Raw genomic sequence first — 20,367 nt, forward strand, 5'->3', positions numbered from 1 at the left:
GCACGACCCCACGACCGCGGCCGTCTCCGACCTGCGCGACGCGTTCGGTCGGGTCCGCACCGAGGTCGCGAAGGCCGTCGTCGGCCAGGAGGGCGCGGTCTCCGGCATGATCGTCGGACTCCTCGCGCAGGGGCACGTGCTGCTCGAGGGCGTCCCCGGTGTCGCGAAGACCCTGCTCGTCCGCAGCCTCGCCGCCGCGATGACGCTCGACACGAAGCGCATCCAGTTCACACCGGACCTGATGCCCGGCGACGTCACCGGATCACTCGTCTACGACGCCTCGACCGGCACGTTCCCGTTCCGCGAGGGCCCCGTCTTCACGAACGTCCTGCTCGCCGACGAGGTCAACCGCACGCCGCCGAAGACCCAGTCGGCGCTGCTCGAGGCGATGGAGGAACGCCAGGTGAGCGTCGACGGTGACGCCCGGGCGCTGCCGGACCCCTTCTTCGTCGCCGCGACGATGAACCCGATCGAGTTCGAGGGCACGTACACGCTGCCCGAGGCGCAACTCGACCGGTTCCTGATGAAGCTGACGCTCGACATCCCGCCGCGCGACGTCGAGTGGCAGGTGCTCCGGCGCCACGCCGACGGGTTCGTGCCGCGCGACGTCCGGTCGGCCGGCATCACCCCGGTGGTCGGCGTCGACGAGGTGGTCCGTGCGCAGCGTGCCGTCCGCGCCGTCGGTGCCCGCGACGACGTGCTCGCGTACATCGTCGACCTCGCCCGGGCCACCCGGCAGGCACCGTCCGTCCGTGTCGGTGTCAGCCCCCGCGGTGCGACGGCACTGCTCGCGGCCGCCAAGGCCTGGGCCTGGCTCACCGGCTACGACGCGATCACCCCGGACCACGTGCAGGCCATGACCCTGCCGGTCTGGCGGCACCGCCTGCGGGTCGCCGCCGACGCCGAGCTCGAGGGCGTCGGCGCCGACGGCGTGCTCCAGCAGGTGCTCGAGCAGGTGCGGGTGCCGATCTAGTGGCGGTCTCCGGCCGGTTCGTCGCGCTCCTCGCCGTCGCCCTCGTGCCCACCGTGCTGCTCGGCAGCGGGTGGGCCGGTCTGGCGTGGGTCGGGGTGGTGCTGCTCGCCGCGGCCCTCGACGTCGTGCTCGCCGCCGACCTGCGACGGGTCCGGGTGGAGCGGCGGATGCCCCGGCTCGCCCGACGCGACAGCACCGCGGACGGCACCCTCGTGCTCGCCAACGACGGCTCCCGGACGGTCCGCGGTGTGGTCCGCGACATGTGGGAGCCGTCGGCCGGCCACCGTCCCCGTCGGATCCGGATGACGGTCCCCGCCGGGGAACGACGGACGGCCCGGATGCGCTTCACACCGTTCCGTCGTGGTCGACGCCGCACCACCGGGGTCGCCGTGCGGTCCTTCGGTCCCCTGGGCCTCGCCGCACGGCAGCGGGTCGTCGCGGCACCGGGCGAACTCGTCGTGACGCCGCCGTTCCGCTCCCGGCGGCACCTGCCGTCACGGTTGGCACGGCTCCGCGAGCTCGACGGCGAGACCACGCTGCAGCTCCGCGGGCACGGCACCGAGTTCGACTCCCTGCGCGACTACGTGCGCGGCGACGACGTGCGTTCGATCGACTGGCGCGCCACCGCGCGGCGGCAGGACCTCGTCGTCCGCACCTGGCGGCCGGAACGCGACCGGCGCGTCGTCGTCGTGGTCGACGCCGGCCGGGCGGGTGCCGGCCGGGTCGCCGACGAACCCCGACTCGACACGTTCATCGAGTCGGCACTGCTCCTCGGCGCCCTCGCGGCAGCCGCCGGTGACCGCGTCGACCTGGTGGTGCTGGACGACACGGCACACGACCGGGTGCACGGCGCCACCCGCACCGACGTCGTGCAGCGCTTCGGCGAGGCGCTCGCGATGGCCGAACCCGGGCTCGCCGCGACCGACTGGGCATCCGTGCCCGCGCTCGTCGACTCGATCACGACCTCGCGCGCCCTGGTCGTGCTCGCCTCGAGCCTCGACTCCGTCGGTGCCTCGGGCGACCTGCTCGCCGTGCTCCCCCGGCTGTCCCGACGGCACGCGGTCGTCGTGACGAGCATCGAGGACCCGGCCGTCCAGCGGATGGCACGCGGCGGGGTGGACCCGACCACGGCGATCCGGACCGCGCGGGGCGGACGGGTCCCGGGCCTCCCGACCGGCGCGGAGCGCGACGTCTACCGACGCGCCGCCGCCGAACGCACCCTGCTCGACGCGGACGGCGCGGCCGACGTCGCACGGCGCTCCGGCGCCGAGGTCGTGCGCGGCGCACCGGCGGACGTCCCGCCGCTCGTCGCGGACGCGTACATCCGGGCGAAGGCCACCGGCCGGCTCTGAACCGGGACGGGCGCTAGCCGGCCACCAGGGCGGTGGAGCCGCGCTCGAACTCCTCGAGGTCGCCGCGCTCCCCCGCTCGGTACGCGCGGCCGCCGAGCACCCACTGGTAGGCGAGCACCGCGACCAGGGCGAGGGTACCGATGCCGATCTTGATCGGCCACGGCCAGTCCTGCCGCGTCACCACGCCCTCGACGATGCCGGACAGCAGCAGGGTCAGGGTCAGGCCGATCGCGATGGTGATGAGCGCACGGCCGTCCTCGGCGAGGGCCTGGGCGCGGGTGCGTCCGGACCCCGGTGCCACCCACGACCAGAAGATCATCAGCCCCGCGCCGCCGGCGAGGAACACCGAGTAGAGCTCGAGCTGCCCGTGCGGGGAGATGTAGAGGAAGAAGTCGGCCAGGCGCCCCTGGGAGTGCATGATCGCCGCGGAGACCCCGAGGCTGACGGCGTTCTGCATGATCGAGAACGGCACGAAGACACCGGTGATGCCGAACGCCACCATCGTCGCGGCGATGTAGGCGTTGTTCGTCCAGACCTGCGCGGTGAAGGCCCCGAGGCCACGGTCGGAGTAGTAGTCGACGAAGTCCTGCGTGGCGTACCGGCGCAGGGCCTCGTCGCTGCCGAACGTCGCCGTCGCACCGGGGGTGGTGGTGATCCAGACGGCGACGATCGCCGCGATCGCCACCGTCGCGAGCGCGACCCAGATGGTCACCCAGCGGATCCGGTAGAGCGCCGCGGGCAGCTGCCGCGTGAAGAACAGGGCGACGGCGGTCAGCGGGTCGACGGGGGTCCCCGTGAACCGCAGGCGGGCGCGGAACAGCGTCAGCGAGAGCCGGTCGCCGGCCACGGTGCGCGGTGCGGCGCCCCGGATGCGGGCGAGGTCGGTCGCGGCCTCCTGGTAGCCGGCGACGAGCCGGTCGACGTCCGCACCGGACCGGTGCCGGGCACGTGCCAGACGGTCGAGCTCCTGCCACCGGTCACGGTGCACCTCGGTGTAGGCATCCAGGTCCACGTGTTCCCCCTCAGGTCGCGCGATCTCCGACAGAATGATCCCATGCCGAAGCCCCGCACGCCGCGTGACCTCGCCGACGCCCGGTTCTCGCGCGACCTCGACGAGACCGCCGACGAGCTGGTGGTGGGCGAGGGCGTCGCGCTCGACGTCCAACCCGCCGGACTCGTGCTGCGGCTCGCGGCCGCGCTGCTCGACGGCCTGTGCGTCCTCGTCCTGTTCGTGCTCGCGCTGTTCGGTGTCTCGCGGCTCTGGCCCAGCGGCATCGACCCGGCCTGGGGCGCAGCGCTCGGCATCGTGCTGCTCGTCGTCGTGCTGGTGCTGGTCCCCGCGGCGGTCGAGACGGTGACGAAGGGACGGAGCGTCGGACGGTTCGCCACCGGCACCCGGGTCGTCCGGCTCGACGGTGGCGCGATCGGCTTCCGGCACGCCTTCACGCGGGCGCTCGTCGGCCTGTTCGAGCTCTGGATGACGTTCGGCTCGGTCGCTCTGCTCGTCGCGCTGTTCGGCAGTCGGCCCCGGCGCCTCGGCGACCTGCTCGCGGGCACGATCGTGCAGCACGAGCGCCTGCCGAAGCAGCGGGACCCCGAGGTGCTGCTGCCCCCGGAGCTGACGGCGTGGGCCGGCGTCGCGGACGTCTCGGCGCTGCCGCAGCGGTTGGAGAACCGCCTGGGGGCGTTCTTCCGCGGGGCTGCTCTGATGCGCCCCGGACTGCGCGAGGCCGCGGCGCAGACCCTGGCGGCCGAGGTGTCCGCGTTCGCGCATCCCGTGCCGCCCGTCCCGCCCGAGGTCTTCCTGGCCGGGGTCGTCGTGCTGCGGCGCCGACGAGACGTCCGGGCGCTGGGTGCCCGCGCCGAACTGCTCACCGCCGCGGGTGCGACGGCGGCGGCGCCCCCGCCGGGCTTCCCGCGCTGACGCGCGGCGGCGCGCTGCGCGCGGCGCGGCGCGGGGAGGGTTCGCACAACCAAAGTCACCCGGCACCACGCAATAGCGCGGTTCCGGGTGACTTTGGTTGTGCGGGCCGCCCCGCCGCGCTCAGTAGCGGTAGTGGTCCGGCTTGAAGGGACCCTCGACGGGGACACCGATGTACGCCGCCTGCTCCGGACGCAGCGACGTCAGCTGCACCCCGAGGGCGTCGAGGTGCAGCCGCGCGACCTTCTCGTCCAGGTGCTTCGGCAGTACGTACACGCCCGTCGGGTACTCCTCGCGCCGGGTGTGCAGCTCGATCTGCGCGAGCACCTGGTTCGTGAACGAGTTGCTCATCACGAACGACGGGTGCCCGGTCGCGTTGCCGAGGTTCATGAGCCGGCCCTCGGACAGCACCAGGATCGACCGCCCGGTCGGCAGCCGCCACTCGTGCACCTGCGGCTTGATCTCGACCTTCGAGACGCCGGGCAGCGCCTCGAGCCCGGCCATGTCGATCTCGTTGTCGAAGTGCCCCACGTTCGCCACGATCGCCAGGTGCTTCAGCCCGAGCATCTCGTCGACCCCGACGACGCCCAGGTTGCCGGTGCACGTGATGACCATGTCGACGGTGTCGACGACGTCCGCCAGGCGCGCGACCTGGTAGCCGTCCATCGCCGCCTGCAGCGCGCAGATCGGGTCGACCTCGCTGACGATGACACGAGCACCCTGCCCGCGGAGCGCCTCGGCCGCACCCTTGCCGACGTCGCCGTAGCCGACGACGAAGGCGACCTTGCCGCCGATGAGCACGTCGGTGGCGCGGTTCAGGCCGTCGGGCAGCGAGTGCCGGATGCCGTACTTGTTGTCGAACTTCGACTTCGTCACGGAGTCGTTGACGTTGATCGCCGGGAACTTCAGCTCGCCGTTCCGGAACAGCTCGTACAGGCGGTGCACGCCCGTGGTGGTCTCCTCGGTGACGCCCTGGATGTCGGCCGCGATGCGGGTCCAGCGGTCCGACGACGTCTCGAGCGACCGCGCGACGGTGTCGAGCACGATCTTCCACTCGGTGCTCGCGTCCGGCTCGACGACCGGAGCGGCGCCGGCCGCCTCGGCGTCGGCACCGGTGTGCACGAGCATCGTGGCGTCGCCGCCGTCGTCCAGGATCAGGTTCGGCCCGGTCCAGTCGGCGCCGGCCGCGGTGGCCTCGTCGCTCCAGTCGAAGATGCGGCTGGTGCACCACCAGTACTCCTCGAGCGTCTCGCCCTTCCACGCGAACACCGGGACGCCGGACGGGGCGTCCGGGGTGCCGGTGGGTCCGACGGCGACGGCGGCAGCGGCCTCGTCCTGGGTGGAGAAGATGTTGCAACTGGCCCAGCGCACCTGCGCGCCGAGGGCGACGAGCGTCTCGATGAGCACCGCGGTCTGCACCGTCATGTGCAGGGAACCGGCGATGCGCGCGCCGGCGAGCGGCTGCGACGCCGCGAACTCGTCACGCAGGGACATCAGGCCCGGCATCTCGTTCTCGGCGAGGCGGATCTGGTGCCGGCCCGCCTCGGCGAGGGACAGGTCGGCGACGCGGAACGCAGCAGCGGTGCGGGTTTCGGTGGGCATGCCCACAGTCTTCCATGCCGGGAGGCGCGGATCACCAGCCGATCCCGGTCACGTCCCACGGGCCTCCCGTCCGACCACCGCGGCACGTCGCGGACGCGAGCCGTCAGTCGGCGTCGCGCGGCAGCGGCTCGCGCCGCACCACCTGCCAGCCCCGCGGGACGCGCAGGGTGGCCGCGTGGCGGGCGCAGAGGTCGTAGCCGTGCGGTTCGACCCGGGTCGACAGCGGGCCGACGACCACCATGGAGTCGCCGTAGTCGTACGTCAGGGTCGACGAAGCGCTGTTGGCACACGCCACCTTGCTGCAGATCCGCACGTCCATCTCGTCAGGGAGCCTAGCGGAGCGTCCGGCGCGCACCGGTCCCCGCGTACGATGTGGGGATGCGTCGGAAGCCTCGCCTCGTCACCCCGGTCGACCGCGGTCGGGGGCGCTCCCGGCACGGCCGTGGCGGGCGTTCGAGCGTCACCGGACCGGAGCTCGCCCCGATCATCACCCGCGCCGAGGCGTTCGACCGGATCGTCGGTGACAGCGCGCACTACCTGCTCGGTCTCTGGCCCGAGGAGCTGTCCGGCGTGGTGTTCCAGGTGGCGGACATGCCGAGCGACACGACGCTGCCGGACGAGATGCCGCGCTGGCGCATCGACCGCGACACCCGCCGCGTGACCGTCTTCCGGATCCCCGTCGAACGGGTGAACCGGAGCCCCGAGAAGGACGACTCGGACCGCCGCATCATCATCGAGACCGCGGTGTTCCGCGCCGTCGGCGAGCTGATCGGCAAGGACCCCTGGGACCTGGCACCGGACCGCTACCGCCACTGGTGAGCCACGGCGGGCCGCCGACGACGTCCGTCGACACGCCTCCGCCGGGCGTCAGGGGTAGACGCGGACCGGGGTCGACACCGCGGTGGCCGGACGGATCGGGAACCCGGCGATCCCGTCGTCCCCGAGGTAGCTGACGCCGGCGACGACTCCGTCGGCACCGGTGATCGTGAGCTGCTTCGCGGTCTGGACCGACAGGGTCTCGGTCGCTCCCGACGGCACCTCGACCCGACGCTGCTCGTCGCCCGAGCGGATCGTCACGGTGCGGTCCGATCGGGTCGGGTTGACGAGGTTCAGCCGTGCGCCGTCGCCCGGGGCGATCGAGGTGATCGCCCGCTCGCCGAGCGGCTCCGCCGACGCGAACCAGCCGAGGTCGGTGCCGTCGCCGTCGGTCGGGGTCGTCGTGCGGGCCCCGGCGACGATCGGGACGGTCGAGGTGATGGTGAACGAGTACCGGCCGTCCGGGAAGTCGTCGAGCGGGACGTCGGTGACGACGCCGGGTTCGGCGGTGGCGTTGACGGTCGTGCCGCCACCGTCCGCCGTCGTGATGCCGAGGGTGACGCGTGCGGACCGCTCGCCGGGGACGAACAGCCGGACGACCGGTGCGGCGTCCGCGGTGTCGCTGCCGCGCTGGGCCGCCTTGGCGTTCGCGAGGGCGACCGCGGGGATCACCTGCGAGCGCGTGGGCGCGGCGCCGCCGGAGACGATGTCGTAGCCGCCCGGCGTGAGCGTCCGGACGACGGTCTCCTGCATGTGTGCCACGATCTGGCCGCCGGACGAGGTGACGTGCACGACGGTCGAGGCCGCGTCGGAGACGAAGCCCGAGAGCGGGACGACCTTCTGCGTGTTCGGCGCCACGACGATCCCGGTGGTGCCCGGCGCGCTGACGGTGCCGTTGCTGTCGAAGATCGCCAGGTCGACGGTGGCGTTCACGTCGGTCGGGTTCGACAGCGTGACGAGGCTGGTGCGCCCGGTCTCCGTCGAACCGCCGACAAGCCAGGTGGACTGGCTCGGGTCGTCGCACGAGGCGGCACCGGCGCCGACGAGGTCGCCGTTCGAGACGCTCTGGAAGCTGCTGCCCGCGACCTGCGGCGTGGTCTCCCCCGCCGGGGCCGTCAGCAGCCTGGGGTCGCTGCCGCCGGTGGTCGAGGCGTCGAGCTCGGACCGGTCGACCGTCGAGCCCGTGGTCGCGGTGGCGACGGTGGCGGTGCCGACCGTGCTCGCCTGGGTCGCGTCGTTGCCGGCGTCGTCGGACAGGCGCAGGGCGCTGCCGGCGCAGACGCGCTCGGCAGCGGCCGGGATCGGTGTGACCGTGCGCCCGGCCGGACGCCCGGGCTCGGAGTCGGTGCCGTAGGCGTGCGCCGCGGTGACGGCGCCGGCGGCGACGACGACGGCGACCGCCGTGGCGGTGCCGCGGACGACCCACCGGCGGACGGAGGCGGGGGTGCGGCTCATTCGTCTCGCTCCTCGTCGAAGGTGGTGGCGGGTTGCTCGGCCTCGATGACGTTCGAGGTGGCACGGCGGCGGCGCGGTGCCGTCGGGACCGCGAGCAGGGCTGCGGCGCCGAAGACCACGCCGAGCACGACGAGGTACAGCACGTGGGTGGCCTGGGTCGCGGCGGAGCCGGAGCGGGTGCGGTCGACCTCGCCGTCGTAGTGGAACAGCTGCCCGTTGGTGGTCTCGCCGATGCTCGTGAAGAGCGCGTTCTGCCCGATGGCGCCCGCGGCCCGGTCGTGCACCGTCTGCGCCTCGGGGTCGTCGTCGGCGTCGTCGATGAGCACGAAGCTCACGCCGAGCTCGCGGAGCGCCGGCCGCGGGTCGTACCCGCTGCGGCTCGCCAGGTTGCCGGCGAGCGTGGTGAGGCGTGCGCCGGACTCGCTCAGCCGGAGTGCGGTGGCGTCGAGCGTCGACTGGTCGTCGAGGGTGGAACCCTGCCCGCGCTCGAGCGTGACCGCGAGCGATCCGTCGTCCTGCGGGACGACCACGAGCGTGCCGACGTCCGGGTTCGCCTGGGCCTCGGCGTTCACGTAGGCGCTGAGCACCCGGCCCGTGGTCGGCTCGATCGTGGCCGTGCCGAGGTAGAACGCTGCGAAGGCCGGCGCCACGGCGACCCCGGCGAGCACGGTCGCGACGAGCCCGGTGACCGGGGCGGCCTTGGGCAGCACGTCGATGCCGATGCAAGCCGCGACCACGAGGGCGAGCCAGTACACGGACAGACCGCTGCCGGGCCAGACGATGGTGGTGGTCGAGCCGACACCGGTGACGGTGACGTGGGTGGCGGCGAAGGCCGTCGCGAAGCCGAGGAGCGCGATGACGAGCGCCGAGCCGGCGACCGCCCAGCGGTGTCCGAGCATCGCCCCGATCGCGGCGACGGCCACGGGGAGCGCGAGGACGGCCATCACGATCGGCAGGGCCGCGGCGACCAGTCCGAGCCCGGAGGTGGCCGGGAGCCAGCCGCTCCAGTCCGGCAGGGGCTGCCCGATGGCCAGCTGGAGCGCGGACGGCGCCCGGGTCGCGGACGGCACACCGGGGTCGGCGAACACGGCGAGCAGGTTGCCCCGTGCCGCCTGCGCCAGGATCAGCGGCAGGAACAGCACCGCGGTCGGCACCGGGATGAACACACGACGGTGTGCCCGGCGCCAGCCGACCAGGAGCGCCACGAGCCAGCCGATCAGCAGGACCGGCAGCAGCGACGGCGCCGAGGCGGCGACGACGGCGAACAGGAGCGACGCGCCGGAGGCCCACGCCCACGAACGGTGCGCCTCGAGCACGGCGACGAACAGCCACGGCAGGACCAGGTGCGCGATCACGGCGCCGAGGTGCCCGGTGGTCACCGCGCCGACGAGCGACGGGGCGATCGCGTAGAGCGACGCACCGATGACCGGGACCCAGGTGCGGGTCGTGACCTTGCGGACCGCGAACCAGGCACCCAGGGCGGACAGCGGGAACGCGACGAGCATGACGAGCACGACCGCGGTGGACGGCGACCAGAAGACGATCGAGCCGAGCACGGCGAGCACCGCGGCGAAGGGGTCGGACGGGCCGGTGAAGCCCGTGCCGAGCGAGTGGAAGCCGTAGCCGACGTTCTGCCAGAGCTGCCCCGGGGTCGCGGAGAGCGGCAGGAGTCCCCCGCCGGTCAGGGCCGGCGACCCGAGCAGCGGGTAGAGCGTCACGACGCTGAGCACCGCGGCGGCCAGGACCACCCAGATGCCGCCGTCGCTCAGGAACGATGCCCGCGCGATCGGGGCGTCCTCGACCCGGGCGAGTTCGACGTCGCGCGAGGTGGTGCGGTGTTCGTGCACCCGCCGCCAGCTCACGCGGAGCGGCTCGACGGCCGCCCAGCCGAGCTTCTTGGTGCGGGCCAGGTTCTTGCGCGCGCGCCCGGTGCCACCGCCGAACGCGACGGCGAACGCGGCGGAGAGCTCGGGGACCACGGCGGCGGGGTGCTTCGCGACGAGGTGTCCGAGCGCGCGGCCGATCGCGAATGGCACGAGCGTGAGCCAGTGCAGCCAGACCAGCGCGGCCGGCGCGTAGGTCATCCGGCGGTGCAGCTGCGCCTGCCGGTGCATCCGGACGCGCCGCGCCTCGGACACACGCTTGCGACCGAACTCCTCGATCGGTCCGGCGCTGGTGACCTTGGCCTCCGGCACGAGGGCGACGCGGTGTCCGGCGAGACGGACCCGCACCGAGAAGTCGAGGGCCGCGTCGACGTCCGGCAGCGCCGGGTCGAAGCCGCCGAGTTCGTTCCAGACCGAGCGGCGCACCAGCATGCCGCCAGCGGCGACGGCGAGCACGTCGGTGTTGCGGTCGTGCTGGCCCTGGTCGAGCTCGTCCTGCACCAGCACGATCGACCGGCCGAAACGGGTCATGCTCTCGCCGAAGGCACGGATGAGCGAGGGGTCGTCGTCGGCGACGAGCTTCGGACCGGCGACGACGACGGACGGTGCGATCTCGACGGCGGACAGCAGCTCGGCGAGCGCGGTCGGTGCCGGCGCGTTGTCGTGGCCGAGGATCCACAGCCACTCGTCGACCGGCTCGTCGGTCGCTGCGGGCGGCGCGCTGCGCTCGCCCTGTCGGACGGCGTCGCCGAACGCCCTGCCCGCGGGGAGACGGACGAGCTGCGCGGACCCACCGAAGGACAGTTCGGCGGTCGATCCGTCGGTCGTGCCGACGTCGACGACCACCAGGTTCTCGGGGTGGCGGGTCTGGGCGGCGAGCGCGTCCAGGGTCCGGTCGAGGTGGGCCGCCCCGTTGGCGGCGACGAGGATCGCGGTGACTCTGGGCTGCATGACGGGCGTCACTCTACGGTCTGGAGGCGCGGTGTCGGCTGCGCACGGCGGCGCGCCGTGAACCTGTGGGCGCGCTCACTGCACGGTGCGGGACGGGCGGAAAACGGCTGGTCCCGGCGTCCTCGTCGCAGGCTCGTCGGCGCGCCCTCGCACGGCGCTGGCGCGCCGTGACCGCTCAGGCGCGCTTCCGCAGCTTGCGGCGTTCGCGCTCGGAGAGGCCGCCCCAGATGCCGAAGCGTTCGTCGTTCTCGAGCGCGTACTCGAGGCACTGCGCCCGGACCTCGCACGAGGTGCAGATCTTCTTCGCCTCGCGCGTGGAGCCGCCCTTCTCGGGGAAGAACGCCTCGGGGTCGGTCTGCGCGCAGAGCGAGTCGACCTGCCAGGCGAGCGGGTTCTCCTCGTCGTCGGTCTCCGGACGTCGGACACCCGGGACGCCGAGCGCCACGGGATCGACGTGCCAGTCCTCCGGAACTCCGGCGTGGAACTCGGAACCGTTCACCCTGATCACCCCTGCCGCCTCGACAACGAACCCCAACTCTTGCGGCCGTTGCCTGTAATTACAGCGGTGTCATTCGCCTGAGTCAAGTCGCGGATCATAGAAGGCACTGACCGCTCCAGCGTGTCATGTCCCCCGTTTGGGCGTGTCGCACCGCACAGGTGGGCCTTCCGGGGGACAACTGACGCGTCCTCAGGCGCTCAGGAGGCGCTGCGACGTGCCTCCCACGCGCTCGACACCATCTCGTCCAGGGAGTGCCGCATGGCCCACTCGAGGTCACGGGCGGCGGCCTCGCCGGTCGCGACGATGCGGGCCGGGTCGCCGGGGCGCCGCGGTGCGATCTCGGGGTCGAAGGCGATCCCGGTGCCCGCCGCCATGGCGTCCATGATCTGCCGGACGCTGACGCCGTCGCCGCTGCCGAGGTTGTAGGCACGCTCGAGCGGCTCCCCCGCCTCGAGCTTCTGCGCGGCCACCGCGTGCGAGTGCGCCAGGTCGGCCACGTGCACGTAGTCACGCACGCAGGTGCCGTCCGGGGTGGCGTAGTCGTCGCCGTTGATCCGCGGGGTCCGGCCGGCGAGCAGCGCGTCGAAGACCAGCGGGAACAGGTTGTGCGGGCTGGCGTCGTACAGGTCGGGCTCCCCCGAACCGACGACGTTGAAGTACCGCAGCGACGTGGTGGTGAAGCCCGCGGCGACCTCCATGTCGCGCAGCAGCCACTCGCCGATGAGCTTCGACTCGCCGTAGGGCGACTCCGGGTTCTTCGGGGTGGACTCGACCACGGTCTCGACGTCCGGGGTGCCGTAGACCGCTGCGCTCGACGAGAACACCGCCTTGGTGACGCCGGTCTCGGCCATCGCACGCAGCAGGGTGGCCATGCCGGTGACGTTCTGCTCGTAGGTGTGCAGCGGACGCTCGACCGAGACGCCGGCGTACTTGAACCCCGCGACGTGGACCACGCCCGTGACCTCGTGCTCGCGCAGGGTGCGTGCGACGAGCTCGCCGTCGAGGATCGTGCCCTCGACGAACGGCACGTCGTCCGGGACGAACGCGCGGAAGCCGCTCGAGAGGTCGTCGAACGCGACCGTGTCGATGCCGGCCGAGCGCAGTGCTCGGACGACGTGGGACCCGATGTACCCGGCACCGCCGGTGACCAGCCAACTCATGCTCGCCACGCTAGCGGACGTCGGCGACGCCCCGGTCGCGGCGCCGGTGTCGCGCCCTAGGCGCCGGTGGCGATGAACACGGTGGACGTGATGCCGTCCGACGAGTCCGCCTCGACCGTCACGTCGCCCTCGTCCGGCGTGACGAAGCACGACTCGCCCTTGCGGAGCAGGGTGGCGGACTTCGCACCGACGAGCGTGACGACGCCCTCGGTGCAGACGGCGATCGACGGGCCGACCAGCGGGGCGACGCCGCCGGTGCTCAGTCCCGCGGGGCGACCGTCGCCGTCCACCCGCAGCAGCGCGAACCCGACGCCGTCCGGCGCGAACCGGTCGACGCCCGGGGCGATGCGCTCCGGCTCGAGGACCGGGGCCGGGTACGCGGTGAAGTCGAGCACCCGCAGGAGCTCCGGTACGTCGACGTGCTTCGGCGTGAGCCCGCCGCGCAGCACGTTGTCCGACGGCGCCATCAGCTCGATACCGAGCCCGTCGAGGTAGGCGTGGATGTTGCCGGCGGGCAGGTACATGGCCTGCCCAGCGGCGAGCGTCACCCGGTGCATGAGCAGGGAGACGACGATGCCGGGGTCACCGGGCCAGCTGGTCGCCAGGTCGCGGACGGTCGCGGTGTTCGGGGTGAGCAGGTCGTCGTCGAGCGAGACGGCCAGGTCGCTCGCGGCCTGCACCACGGCGAGCGCCGACTCGTCGGCGGTCTCGAGCCAGCGGACGGTGTCCTCGAGCCCGTGCAGCAGGTGCACCTCGAGCGGACCGAGCCGTCCGGTGCCGGCGTCGAGCACGCGCACCTCGGCCAGGGTCTCCTCGACGGGGCGGAAGCCGCTCAGCGCCTCGAACCGCTCGCTCAGCGCGACGACGAGCTCGGGCTTCGGGAACGGGTCCTTGTAGTTGCGGGACGAGTCGTCCAGCGGGATCCCCTCGCGCTCCTCGCGGGCGAACCCTTCCTCCGCCTGCTCCGGGGTCGGGTGCGCCTGCAGCGAGAGCGGTGCCGCCGCCGCGAGCACCTTGAGGAGGAAGGGCAGGTCGGTGCGGTCCGGACCCAGTGCGGTCTCCGGCTCGTCGGCGATCCAGTCACGGAGCGTATCGGCCCCGCCGACCATGGCCGGGTTGACGACGACACTGGGGCTGCCGGCGTGGGCGCCGAGCCAGAGCTCCGCCTGCGGGGCGCCCGTGACGGTGCGGCCGAGGAGCTCCGGGATCGCGGTGACCGAGCCCCAGGCGTAGTCGCGGGGGGTGTTCGTGATGCCGAGGAACATGGGCCAGAGCCTACCGGCGCGGCGCGCGACACTAGAATCTCCGCGATGTCTGCAAGCACGGTGGAACCGCCGACCCGAGGAACCCTCCGCACCTCTTCGCCCCGGTCGACCGACCCGACCCGGTGGGACATCCAGGGGCTCCGCGCGTTCGCGGTCCTGGCGGTCGTGCTCTACCACCTCTGGCCGGCACGTCTGCCCGGCGGGTTCGTCGGCGTCGACGTGTTCTTCGTCATCTCGGGTTTCCTCATCACCGGACACCTGCTCCGCGAGCTCACCGCCACCGGCCGGATCGGGCTCGCCGGGTTCTGGGCGCGCCGCGCGAAACGGCTGCTGCCCGGGGCGTTCATCACCATCGTCGCGACCGGTTCCGCCGTCCTGCTGTGGGTGCCGAGCGCGCTCTGGGGGCAGTACGGACGCGAGCTCATCGCGTCGACGGTGTACGTGCAGAACTGGCAGCTGGCAGCCGACTCGGTCGACTACCTGGCGCAGGGCAACCGACCGTCGCCGTTCCAGCACTTCTGGTCGCTGTCGGTCGAGGAGCAGTTCTACATCGCGCTCCCGCTCCTCCTGCTCGCCGCACTGTGGGCTGCTCGCCGCATGCGCCGATCGGGTGCCGACCCGGTCACCGTCACCCGGGTGCTCCTGGGGACCGTGGTCGTGCTGTCGCTCGCGTGGAGCATCATCCAGACGCAGACGGCCCCGGGTGTCGCGTACTTCTCGACGGCGACCAGGGCGTGGGAGTTCGCGCTCGGCGGCCTCGCCGCGACCCTCCCCCTGACGGCACCGCGGACGACGCCGGCGCGGTCGGTGCGCATCGTCGGCGCGTGGCTCGGCGCAGCCGGGCTGGTGGTGTCGTTGTTCGCCATCACCGCGTCGACGCCGTTCCCGGGCATCGCCGCGGCCCTGCCCGTCGTGTCGGCCACGCTCGTCGTGCTGTTCGGTGGGCACTCCGGCCTGCAGCGCGTCGGCCGGTCCACCCCGGTCGCGTTCCTCGGCCGGATCTCCTACGCGGTCTACCTCTGGCACTGGCCCGCGGTCGTCCTGCTGCCGATCGTGCTCCGCCACGACCTCACGACGAAGGACCGGCTCGCGATCCTGGTCGGCTCGGTCGTGGTCGCCGCCGTGACGACGCTCGGCATCGAGGAACCCCTGCGGTTCTCCGCGCGGATGCGGTCGCTCCGCCCGCGGCGGGTCGCGCTGTACGGCGTCGTCAGCACCGCCCTCGTCGTGGCGCTCGGTGCCGCGTCGCTCACCGCCCTGCACGTGCAGCAGGTCCAGGCGGCCGAGTTCCAGGAGCGCCTGAGCACCGGTGACGTCCGGTGCTTCGGAGCGGCGGCACTGATCTCGTCGTCCGATCCCTGCGTCAACCCGGCGCTCGCGGCGGTCCGCGTCCCCGCTCCCGCGAACGCCCTGGAGGACGACTCGAACCGGCCGGCGTGCTGGTCGAACGACTCGAGTGCGTTCAACGTCTGCGCGCTCGGCCCGAAGTCCGGATACACGAAGCACCTCATCGCGATCGGCGACTCGCACAACAACGTCTTCGTGGACACGTACGAGAAGATCGCCGAGGCGCGCAACTGGCGCATCGACGTCGCCGGGCACCAGAGCTGCTACCTCACCACGGCGGTGCAGAGCGCTGGCTCGCAGAAGCAGGTCGACGACTGCAACGCCTGGAAGCAGAACGCGATGGCGTACCTCCGCTCCCACCGGGACCTCGACGGTGTGATCGTGACGCACTCGACCGGCAACGGGCCGGTCGAGCCGGCGGCCGGCGAGTCCGAGGAGGACGCCGTCGTCGGCGGCCTGGTGCAGGCGTGGCAGGCCGCGGCCGACGTCGGGATCCCGATCGTGGCGCTGCGCGACAACCCGGGCGCGCGACCGGACATCGTGGCCTGCGTGGGGCAGATGTCCGGACCGACCACCGACGAGTGCGACTCCAGCCGTTCGGTCGGGTTCACCCTGTTCGACGGCTCCGAGCAGGCGGTCGCCCGGATGCCGGACAAGGCGCGCCTGATCGACCTGTCGCGCTACTACTGCACCGACACGATCTGCCCGGCGGTCATCGGCGGCGTGCTCGTGCACCGTGACCGGACCCACCTGACGAACACCTTCGCGGTGACCCTGGCCCCGTACCTCGGCGACGAGATCGCCGGCGCACTCGACACGTTCGGCGGCGACGGTCGTCGATGAGCACGTACCCTGACGTCGTGACGAACACCTGGCCGCTGTCCCGCGGGACCGTCCCCGAGCGCGAGGCGTTCTCCTTCGGGGCAACCCTGCTGTTCGTGCTCTTCGCCGGGGACGCCGTCCCCAACACGCTCACGTGGGTGGGCGGGGCGGTCCTCTGGGCGCTCGTCGCCGCGTGGGGTGTCTCGATCCTGGTCCGGGCGCGTCCGCCGATCGTCCGGACGCCCTGGGCGCTCTGGTTCTTCCTGGGCTGGTGCCTGGTGTCGGTGGCGTGGTCGCACTGGCGTCTCGCGACGCTCGCCAGCATCACCGCGCAGGTGATCTGCGTCGCGGTGGCCTTCGCCGTCGCGTCCACCCTCACCTGGCGCCGGATCCTGGACGCGCTGAGCCTCGCCATGCGCTGGGTGCTGCTGGTCTCGCTGTTGTTCGAGGCGTTCGTGGCCGTGGTCGTGCGCCACCCGATCGTGCCGGTCTGGACCGACTACGGCGACCGGGACATCCCGGACGCGTTCTACTTCTCGCGGGCCGAGCTCCTGACCGGCGGACGCATCCAGGGTCTGCCCGGCAACGCGAACCTGCTCGCCATGGTGGCCCTGCTCGTCGCCATCGCCGTCGCCGTGCAGTTCGCCGAGGGGCGCATCCGGCGGAACCGTGCCGTCGGCTGGCTGGTCCTGGCCGCCCTGGTGCTCGCCCTCACGCGGTCGTCCACCGTGCTCGTCGCGGCGCTCGTCGTCGTGGTCGTCCTCGTCGTCGCGCTGTGGATCCGGAGCGTCCCGACCGAGCGGCGGACCCCCAGGTACCTGGTCGTCCTGCTCGGGGCCGCGGTGGTCGCCGTGGTCTCGTCAGCGGCGAGCGGAGCCGTCTCGGAGCTGCTCGGCAAGGGTGCCGACGCGACGGGCCGCGGGCAGATCTGGGACCGCGTCCTCGGCCTGGTCGATCAGCACCCGGTGCTCGGGTGGGGCTGGATCGGGTACTGGTGGCCGAGCATCCCGACGCTGGCCGACCTGGCGCACCGGAAGGGTGTGACCTACCTGCAGGCCCACGACGCGTACCTGGACGTGTGGATGCAGACGGGGTTGATCGGGCTGGTCCTGTTCGCCATGTACGTCCTGACCACCCTGAACCGCTCGTGGTCGTCGGCGACCCGCATCGGGTACGGGGCGACGCAGGTCCCACGGCCGTTCGACCCGGTGTCCCTGCTGCCGCTGCTCGTCGTCGTCGCACTGCTCGTGCAGTCCGTCGCCGAGTCCCGGTTGCTCTACCAGGGCAACTGGGTGCTGTTCGCCCTCATCGCGATCAAGACGCGCATCGTCCTGGTCGGCGAGGAACCCCACTCCACGGGCGACGGTCCACGCACACCGGCCGCACGACGCGAGTTCCGGCTGCCGACCGGGCGCTGAGCGCCTCACCGGACACGGATCGAGCACACCGGGGCCGTCAGCGCTCGAGCAGTCGCGCGCACGGCACCCGTGCAAGCCACGGTGCTTTCCGGACGGCGACCGCACCCGTCGGGTCCCCGTCGCACGCCGCGACCGCCGCCGGGATCTGTGTCGCCCACACCGGACCATCGCTCCGGCGGGTCGGGCCCGGCCCGACGTTGCCCAGCGTGGCGACGACCACCACCGCGACGACGCACCAGCCGGTCAGGAGACGGACGAACCGGGTCGGCGCCGAGCCCGAGGCCTTCCGCCTCGGCTGCTCCCCCAGCAGGACGCTCGCCGCGACGACTGCGCCGGCGAGCAGCAGCAGGCCGGACGCAGCGGCGTAGCGCAGCGGCGGGACGGCCGCGAGGGCCGCGGTCGGCGCCGCCCAGGGCTGCGCCTCGCCGCCGTTGGCGTACAGCGCCGCCCACCACAGGCCGCCGGACGCCACGGCGAGCGCCACGATCACCCACCGGGCTCGCCACTGCGCGACCACGACGGCGGCGACGAGCACGGCGGTCAGGAGCAGGACGGGGACGACCACGACGCCCCAGCCGTGCGTCACCACGGAGCGGACGGCGGCTCCGACGTCGGGGTTCCAGATCCCAGCGACCGGCTGCAGCACCCAGCCGGCGATCACGTCGGCGATCGTCGGCGAGCCCGCGATGCGCGAACGGTGGTCGGTGGCCGCCGTCACGATCTGTGCGACGCCTCCGGTCAGGGCGACCACCGTGACCGGGACGGCGCGGGGCCACGCCCGGGCTCCGGACGGATCCCGTGGCGGCCACCACGCGAGCCCGAGGAGCGGGAGGAACAGCACCGCCTGCAGCTCGGAGAGGACGACGAGGCCGGTCAGGACGGCGACGACGGCGGAGCCCCACCAGGTCCGTGCCCGGTACGCGAGCAGCCACGGCACCGCGAACAGCAGGAACCAGTGGAGGTTCGCGGCGTTCCCGGCGATCTCGAACGGGGCGAGGGGCAGCAGGGCGGGCACCGCGGCGAGCAGCGCACGGAGCGGCCACTGCGGCACGACCTCGCGGGACAGCACGAACACGGTCGCCGCCACAGCCCCGACGACCAGGCAGGCGCCGACCGACAGCGCCCGGGCGTACTCCTCGACGGGCACCGACCAGGCGACGTCGACGAGCACCCGCGGCACGAGGTGCAGGTACCCGGCGTACGGGTGCAGGAGGGAGTCGACCGGGCCGAGGGCGAGGCGTTCCCGGAGGAACACACCGCCGTCCTCCGCCCACACGGTCCCCCGGGTCGCCGGACCGAGGCGCCACCACGTGAGCGCGGCCACGACCACGCCGACCACGAGTGCGGCGCCGACCGCGCCGACCGCGCCGAGGGCGTGGAACGGGCGGGGGATCGTGCTCGCGGGGCGCTGCATCGTCGGACGACGCTAGCCGGTTCATCACGGATCAGCGATATCGACGCTCCGCGATGCCCGGCTCCGAGGTGCGTGCGCCAAGATGGTCGGGTGACGGACGGACGGTTGACGAAGCGTGTGCTCGCGCGCCGCTACCTCTCCGCGTGGGTCGGGTTCTCCGCCGGTGGACGGTTCAGCCAGGCGCTCGCGACGGTCATCGTCCTGTTCGCCTTCGGCCAGCCGACGGTCGAGGCGCTCGTCGGCCGTGCCGGGGTCTGGGCCGTGCTCGTCGCCCTCGTCGTCCTCGCCGGGCTCAGCCTGCTCGGCCAGCGCTACCGGATCGAGTGGCACGGGGTCCTCCCGCTGTCGCTCCTGGCCCTCGTCGGCTACTGCGCCCTGAGCGTGCTCTGGAGCGAGTACTCGTGGGTCGCCCTGCGGGGGCTCGTCAGCACCGTCTGCTTCATCGGCCTCGGCCTGTACCTGGCGCTCGGCCGCGACCTGGTGCAGCTCATCCGGGCGTCCGGCGACGCCTTCCGCATCCTGCTCGTCGCCGCGCTCGGCCTCGAGGTCCTGTCCGGGCTCGTCCTCGACCTGCCGATCCCCGCGTTCGGGATCCAGGGCACCATCGCCTACGGCGGCCCGATCCAGGGCATCGGCGGCACCCGCAACTTCATGGGGTTCATCGCGGCGATGGCCCTCGTCACCTTCGTCGTCGAGTTCCTCACCCGCTCGGTGACCACCTGGCGGGCGATCGGGTCCGTCGCCCTCGCCGTGATCGCGCTGATGCTGGTGCAGTCCCCCATCACCGGTCTGGCGATGATCGCCCTCGCGGTCACCGCCCTCGCACTGTGGTCGCTGCGGCACGCCCGCCCGACGACACGGCCCGTGGTCAACGGGGTCCTGGGCGGGACGGTGCTGCTCATGGTCGCCGTCGCCGTGCTCGCCCGCCACCGGGTCCTCGCCGAGATCGGCGCAGCGGGCGGTACCGCGACACGGCTCGACCTGTGGTCGCAGATCAGAGTGTTCATCGGCCAGTACCCGATCCAGGGCTGGGGCTGGGTGGGGACCTGGCCCCGGGAGGCAGTCGTCCCGTACGTCACCTTCATCGACCCCGCCGGGCACCGGTTCACGTCCGGGCTGAACGCGTTCATCGACGCGTGGCTGCAGATCGGTCTCGCCGGCACGATCATCCTCGGGCTGACGGCCGTGCTCGCGTTCGCACGCGCGTGGGTGACGGCGACGACGTTCCCCGGCGTCGCCTACGTGTGGCCGGCCGCCGTCCTGGTGCTCCTCGCGGTCACCAGCACGGCGGAGAGCTACCTGCTGCACGGCGCGGGCCTGATGGTCTTCGTGGCCGTCCTCGTCATCGCGGCACGACGTCGGTCGTGGCGTCGGCACCTGCCACGCACCTGATCGCCGGGCCGTGTGCCGACGGACACACCACCGCGCCGTCGAACGCGCTCCCGTCACCGGGTGCCCCTAGACTGCCCGGGACCGTCAGGGGGACGGT

16 protein-coding genes are annotated in these 20,367 nt (G+C 73.0%); 7 read left to right on the forward strand and 9 right to left on the reverse strand.

Annotated features, from left to right (window positions below):
- Positions 1-31 precede the first annotated feature (31 nt).
- Positions 32-973 (forward strand): MoxR family ATPase, encoded by a 942-nt coding sequence (locus HQQ79_RS11385; protein ID WP_027466503.1) that lies wholly within the window; start codon positions 32-34, stop codon positions 971-973.
- Positions 973-2,325, forward strand: a complete 1,353-nt coding sequence (locus HQQ79_RS11390) for a DUF58 domain-containing protein (protein ID WP_173034419.1) — start codon at positions 973-975, stop codon at positions 2,323-2,325. The genes HQQ79_RS11385 and HQQ79_RS11390 overlap by 1 nt, the downstream gene beginning before the upstream one ends.
- A 13-nt stretch (positions 2,326-2,338) precedes the next feature.
- Here the strand turns inward: HQQ79_RS11390 and HQQ79_RS11395 are convergent, their stop codons facing one another.
- The gene (locus HQQ79_RS11395) at positions 2,339-3,337 is read right to left on the reverse strand and encodes a stage II sporulation protein M (protein ID WP_111056074.1); all 999 of its coding nucleotides are present in this window, start codon (positions 3,335-3,337) and stop codon (positions 2,339-2,341) included.
- 42 nt (positions 3,338-3,379) lie between these two features.
- Here HQQ79_RS11395 and HQQ79_RS11400 point away from each other — a divergent pair, with 42 nt between their 5' ends.
- Complete coding sequence (locus HQQ79_RS11400) at positions 3,380-4,249, forward strand: RDD family protein (protein WP_173034421.1); 870 nt, start codon at positions 3,380-3,382, stop codon at positions 4,247-4,249.
- A 120-nt stretch (positions 4,250-4,369) separates the two neighbouring features.
- Here the strand turns inward: HQQ79_RS11400 and ahcY are convergent, their stop codons facing one another.
- Positions 4,370-5,848, reverse strand: a complete 1,479-nt coding sequence (gene ahcY, locus HQQ79_RS11405) for an adenosylhomocysteinase (protein ID WP_173034423.1) — start codon at positions 5,846-5,848, stop codon at positions 4,370-4,372.
- Positions 5,849-5,951: 103 nt separating this feature from the next.
- A complete protein-coding gene (locus tag HQQ79_RS11410) occupies positions 5,952-6,167 on the reverse strand; it encodes a DUF3499 family protein (protein ID WP_027466499.1) in 216 nt (71 codons plus the stop codon).
- A gap of 59 nt (positions 6,168-6,226) precedes the next feature.
- Between HQQ79_RS11410 and HQQ79_RS11415 the strand changes: the two genes are divergently transcribed.
- Complete coding sequence (locus HQQ79_RS11415) at positions 6,227-6,667, forward strand: metallopeptidase family protein (RefSeq protein WP_071405768.1); 441 nt, start codon at positions 6,227-6,229, stop codon at positions 6,665-6,667.
- Positions 6,668-6,715: 48 nt separating this feature from the next.
- On the opposite strand, the gene HQQ79_RS11420 is transcribed toward HQQ79_RS11415, so the two are convergent.
- From HQQ79_RS11420 to manA, 5 genes are all read right to left on the reverse strand, one after another.
- Entirely contained in the window at positions 6,716-8,119 is a 1,404-nt protein-coding gene (locus HQQ79_RS11420) for a DUF5719 family protein (RefSeq protein ID WP_027466497.1), read from the reverse strand.
- Positions 8,116-10,953 carry a glycosyltransferase family 2 protein gene (locus HQQ79_RS11425; protein WP_173034425.1) on the reverse strand — a complete coding sequence of 946 codons (2,838 nt, stop codon included), beginning with the start codon at positions 10,951-10,953 and terminating at the stop codon, positions 8,116-8,118. Before HQQ79_RS11425 ends, HQQ79_RS11420 begins: the two co-directional genes overlap by 4 nt.
- 175 nt (positions 10,954-11,128) lie before the next feature.
- Complete coding sequence (locus HQQ79_RS18925) at positions 11,129-11,452, reverse strand: WhiB family transcriptional regulator (RefSeq protein WP_110865400.1); 324 nt, start codon at positions 11,450-11,452, stop codon at positions 11,129-11,131.
- A 197-nt stretch (positions 11,453-11,649) separates the two neighbouring features.
- Positions 11,650-12,612, reverse strand: coding sequence for a UDP-glucose 4-epimerase GalE (galE, locus tag HQQ79_RS11435; RefSeq protein WP_027466495.1), 963 nt, complete (start codon positions 12,610-12,612; stop codon positions 11,650-11,652).
- A 56-nt stretch (positions 12,613-12,668) separates the two neighbouring features.
- Positions 12,669-13,877 carry a mannose-6-phosphate isomerase, class I gene (gene manA, locus HQQ79_RS11440; protein ID WP_173034427.1) on the reverse strand — a complete coding sequence of 403 codons (1,209 nt, stop codon included), beginning with the start codon at positions 13,875-13,877 and terminating at the stop codon, positions 12,669-12,671.
- Between the two features lie 45 nt (positions 13,878-13,922).
- Between manA and HQQ79_RS11445 the strand changes: the two genes are divergently transcribed.
- Together HQQ79_RS11445 and HQQ79_RS11450 are read left to right on the forward strand one after the other, a co-directional pair.
- Positions 13,923-16,067 carry an acyltransferase family protein gene (locus tag HQQ79_RS11445; RefSeq protein WP_173034429.1) on the forward strand — a complete coding sequence of 715 codons (2,145 nt, stop codon included), beginning with the start codon at positions 13,923-13,925 and terminating at the stop codon, positions 16,065-16,067.
- Positions 16,064-17,464 carry an O-antigen ligase gene (locus HQQ79_RS11450; RefSeq protein ID WP_173034431.1) on the forward strand — a complete coding sequence of 467 codons (1,401 nt, stop codon included), beginning with the start codon at positions 16,064-16,066 and terminating at the stop codon, positions 17,462-17,464. Before HQQ79_RS11445 ends, HQQ79_RS11450 begins: the two co-directional genes overlap by 4 nt.
- A 37-nt stretch (positions 17,465-17,501) precedes the next feature.
- Here HQQ79_RS11450 and HQQ79_RS11455 read toward each other — a convergent pair whose 3' ends face one another.
- Positions 17,502-18,878, reverse strand: a complete 1,377-nt coding sequence (locus HQQ79_RS11455) for a hypothetical protein (protein ID WP_173034434.1) — start codon at positions 18,876-18,878, stop codon at positions 17,502-17,504.
- Positions 18,879-18,968: 90 nt separating this feature from the next.
- On the opposite strand from HQQ79_RS11455, the gene HQQ79_RS11460 reads away from it, so the two are divergent.
- On the forward strand, positions 18,969-20,270 hold the full coding sequence (locus tag HQQ79_RS11460) for an O-antigen ligase (RefSeq protein WP_081827387.1): 1,302 nt from the start codon (positions 18,969-18,971) through the stop codon (positions 20,268-20,270).
- Positions 20,271-20,367 lie beyond the last annotated feature (97 nt).

Origin of the sequence: Curtobacterium sp. VKM Ac-2852 (genome assembly GCF_013205045.1) — a bacterium.
GTDB lineage: Bacteria > Actinomycetota > Actinomycetes > Actinomycetales > Microbacteriaceae > Curtobacterium > Curtobacterium flaccumfaciens.

Coding starts and splice junctions, on each gene's coding strand:
- HQQ79_RS11400 (WP_173034421.1), top strand. CDS start 3,380: ATGCCGAAGCCCCGCACGCCGCGTGACCTCGCCGACGCCCGGTTCTCG.
- ahcY (WP_173034423.1), bottom strand. CDS start 5,848: ATGCCCACCGAAACCCGCACCGCTGCTGCGTTCCGCGTCGCCGACCTG.
- HQQ79_RS11410 (WP_027466499.1), bottom strand. CDS start 6,167: ATGGACGTGCGGATCTGCAGCAAGGTGGCGTGTGCCAACAGCGCTTCG.
- HQQ79_RS11415 (WP_071405768.1), top strand. CDS start 6,227: ATGCGTCGGAAGCCTCGCCTCGTCACCCCGGTCGACCGCGGTCGGGGG.
- HQQ79_RS11420 (WP_027466497.1), bottom strand. CDS start 8,119: ATGAGCCGCACCCCCGCCTCCGTCCGCCGGTGGGTCGTCCGCGGCACC.
- HQQ79_RS11425 (WP_173034425.1), bottom strand. CDS start 10,953: ATGCAGCCCAGAGTCACCGCGATCCTCGTCGCCGCCAACGGGGCGGCC.
- galE (WP_027466495.1), bottom strand. CDS start 12,612: ATGAGTTGGCTGGTCACCGGCGGTGCCGGGTACATCGGGTCCCACGTC.
- manA (WP_173034427.1), bottom strand. CDS start 13,877: ATGTTCCTCGGCATCACGAACACCCCCCGCGACTACGCCTGGGGCTCG.
- HQQ79_RS11445 (WP_173034429.1), top strand. CDS start 13,923: ATGTCTGCAAGCACGGTGGAACCGCCGACCCGAGGAACCCTCCGCACC.
- HQQ79_RS11450 (WP_173034431.1), top strand. CDS start 16,064: ATGAGCACGTACCCTGACGTCGTGACGAACACCTGGCCGCTGTCCCGC.
- HQQ79_RS11455 (WP_173034434.1), bottom strand. CDS start 18,878: ATGCAGCGCCCCGCGAGCACGATCCCCCGCCCGTTCCACGCCCTCGGC.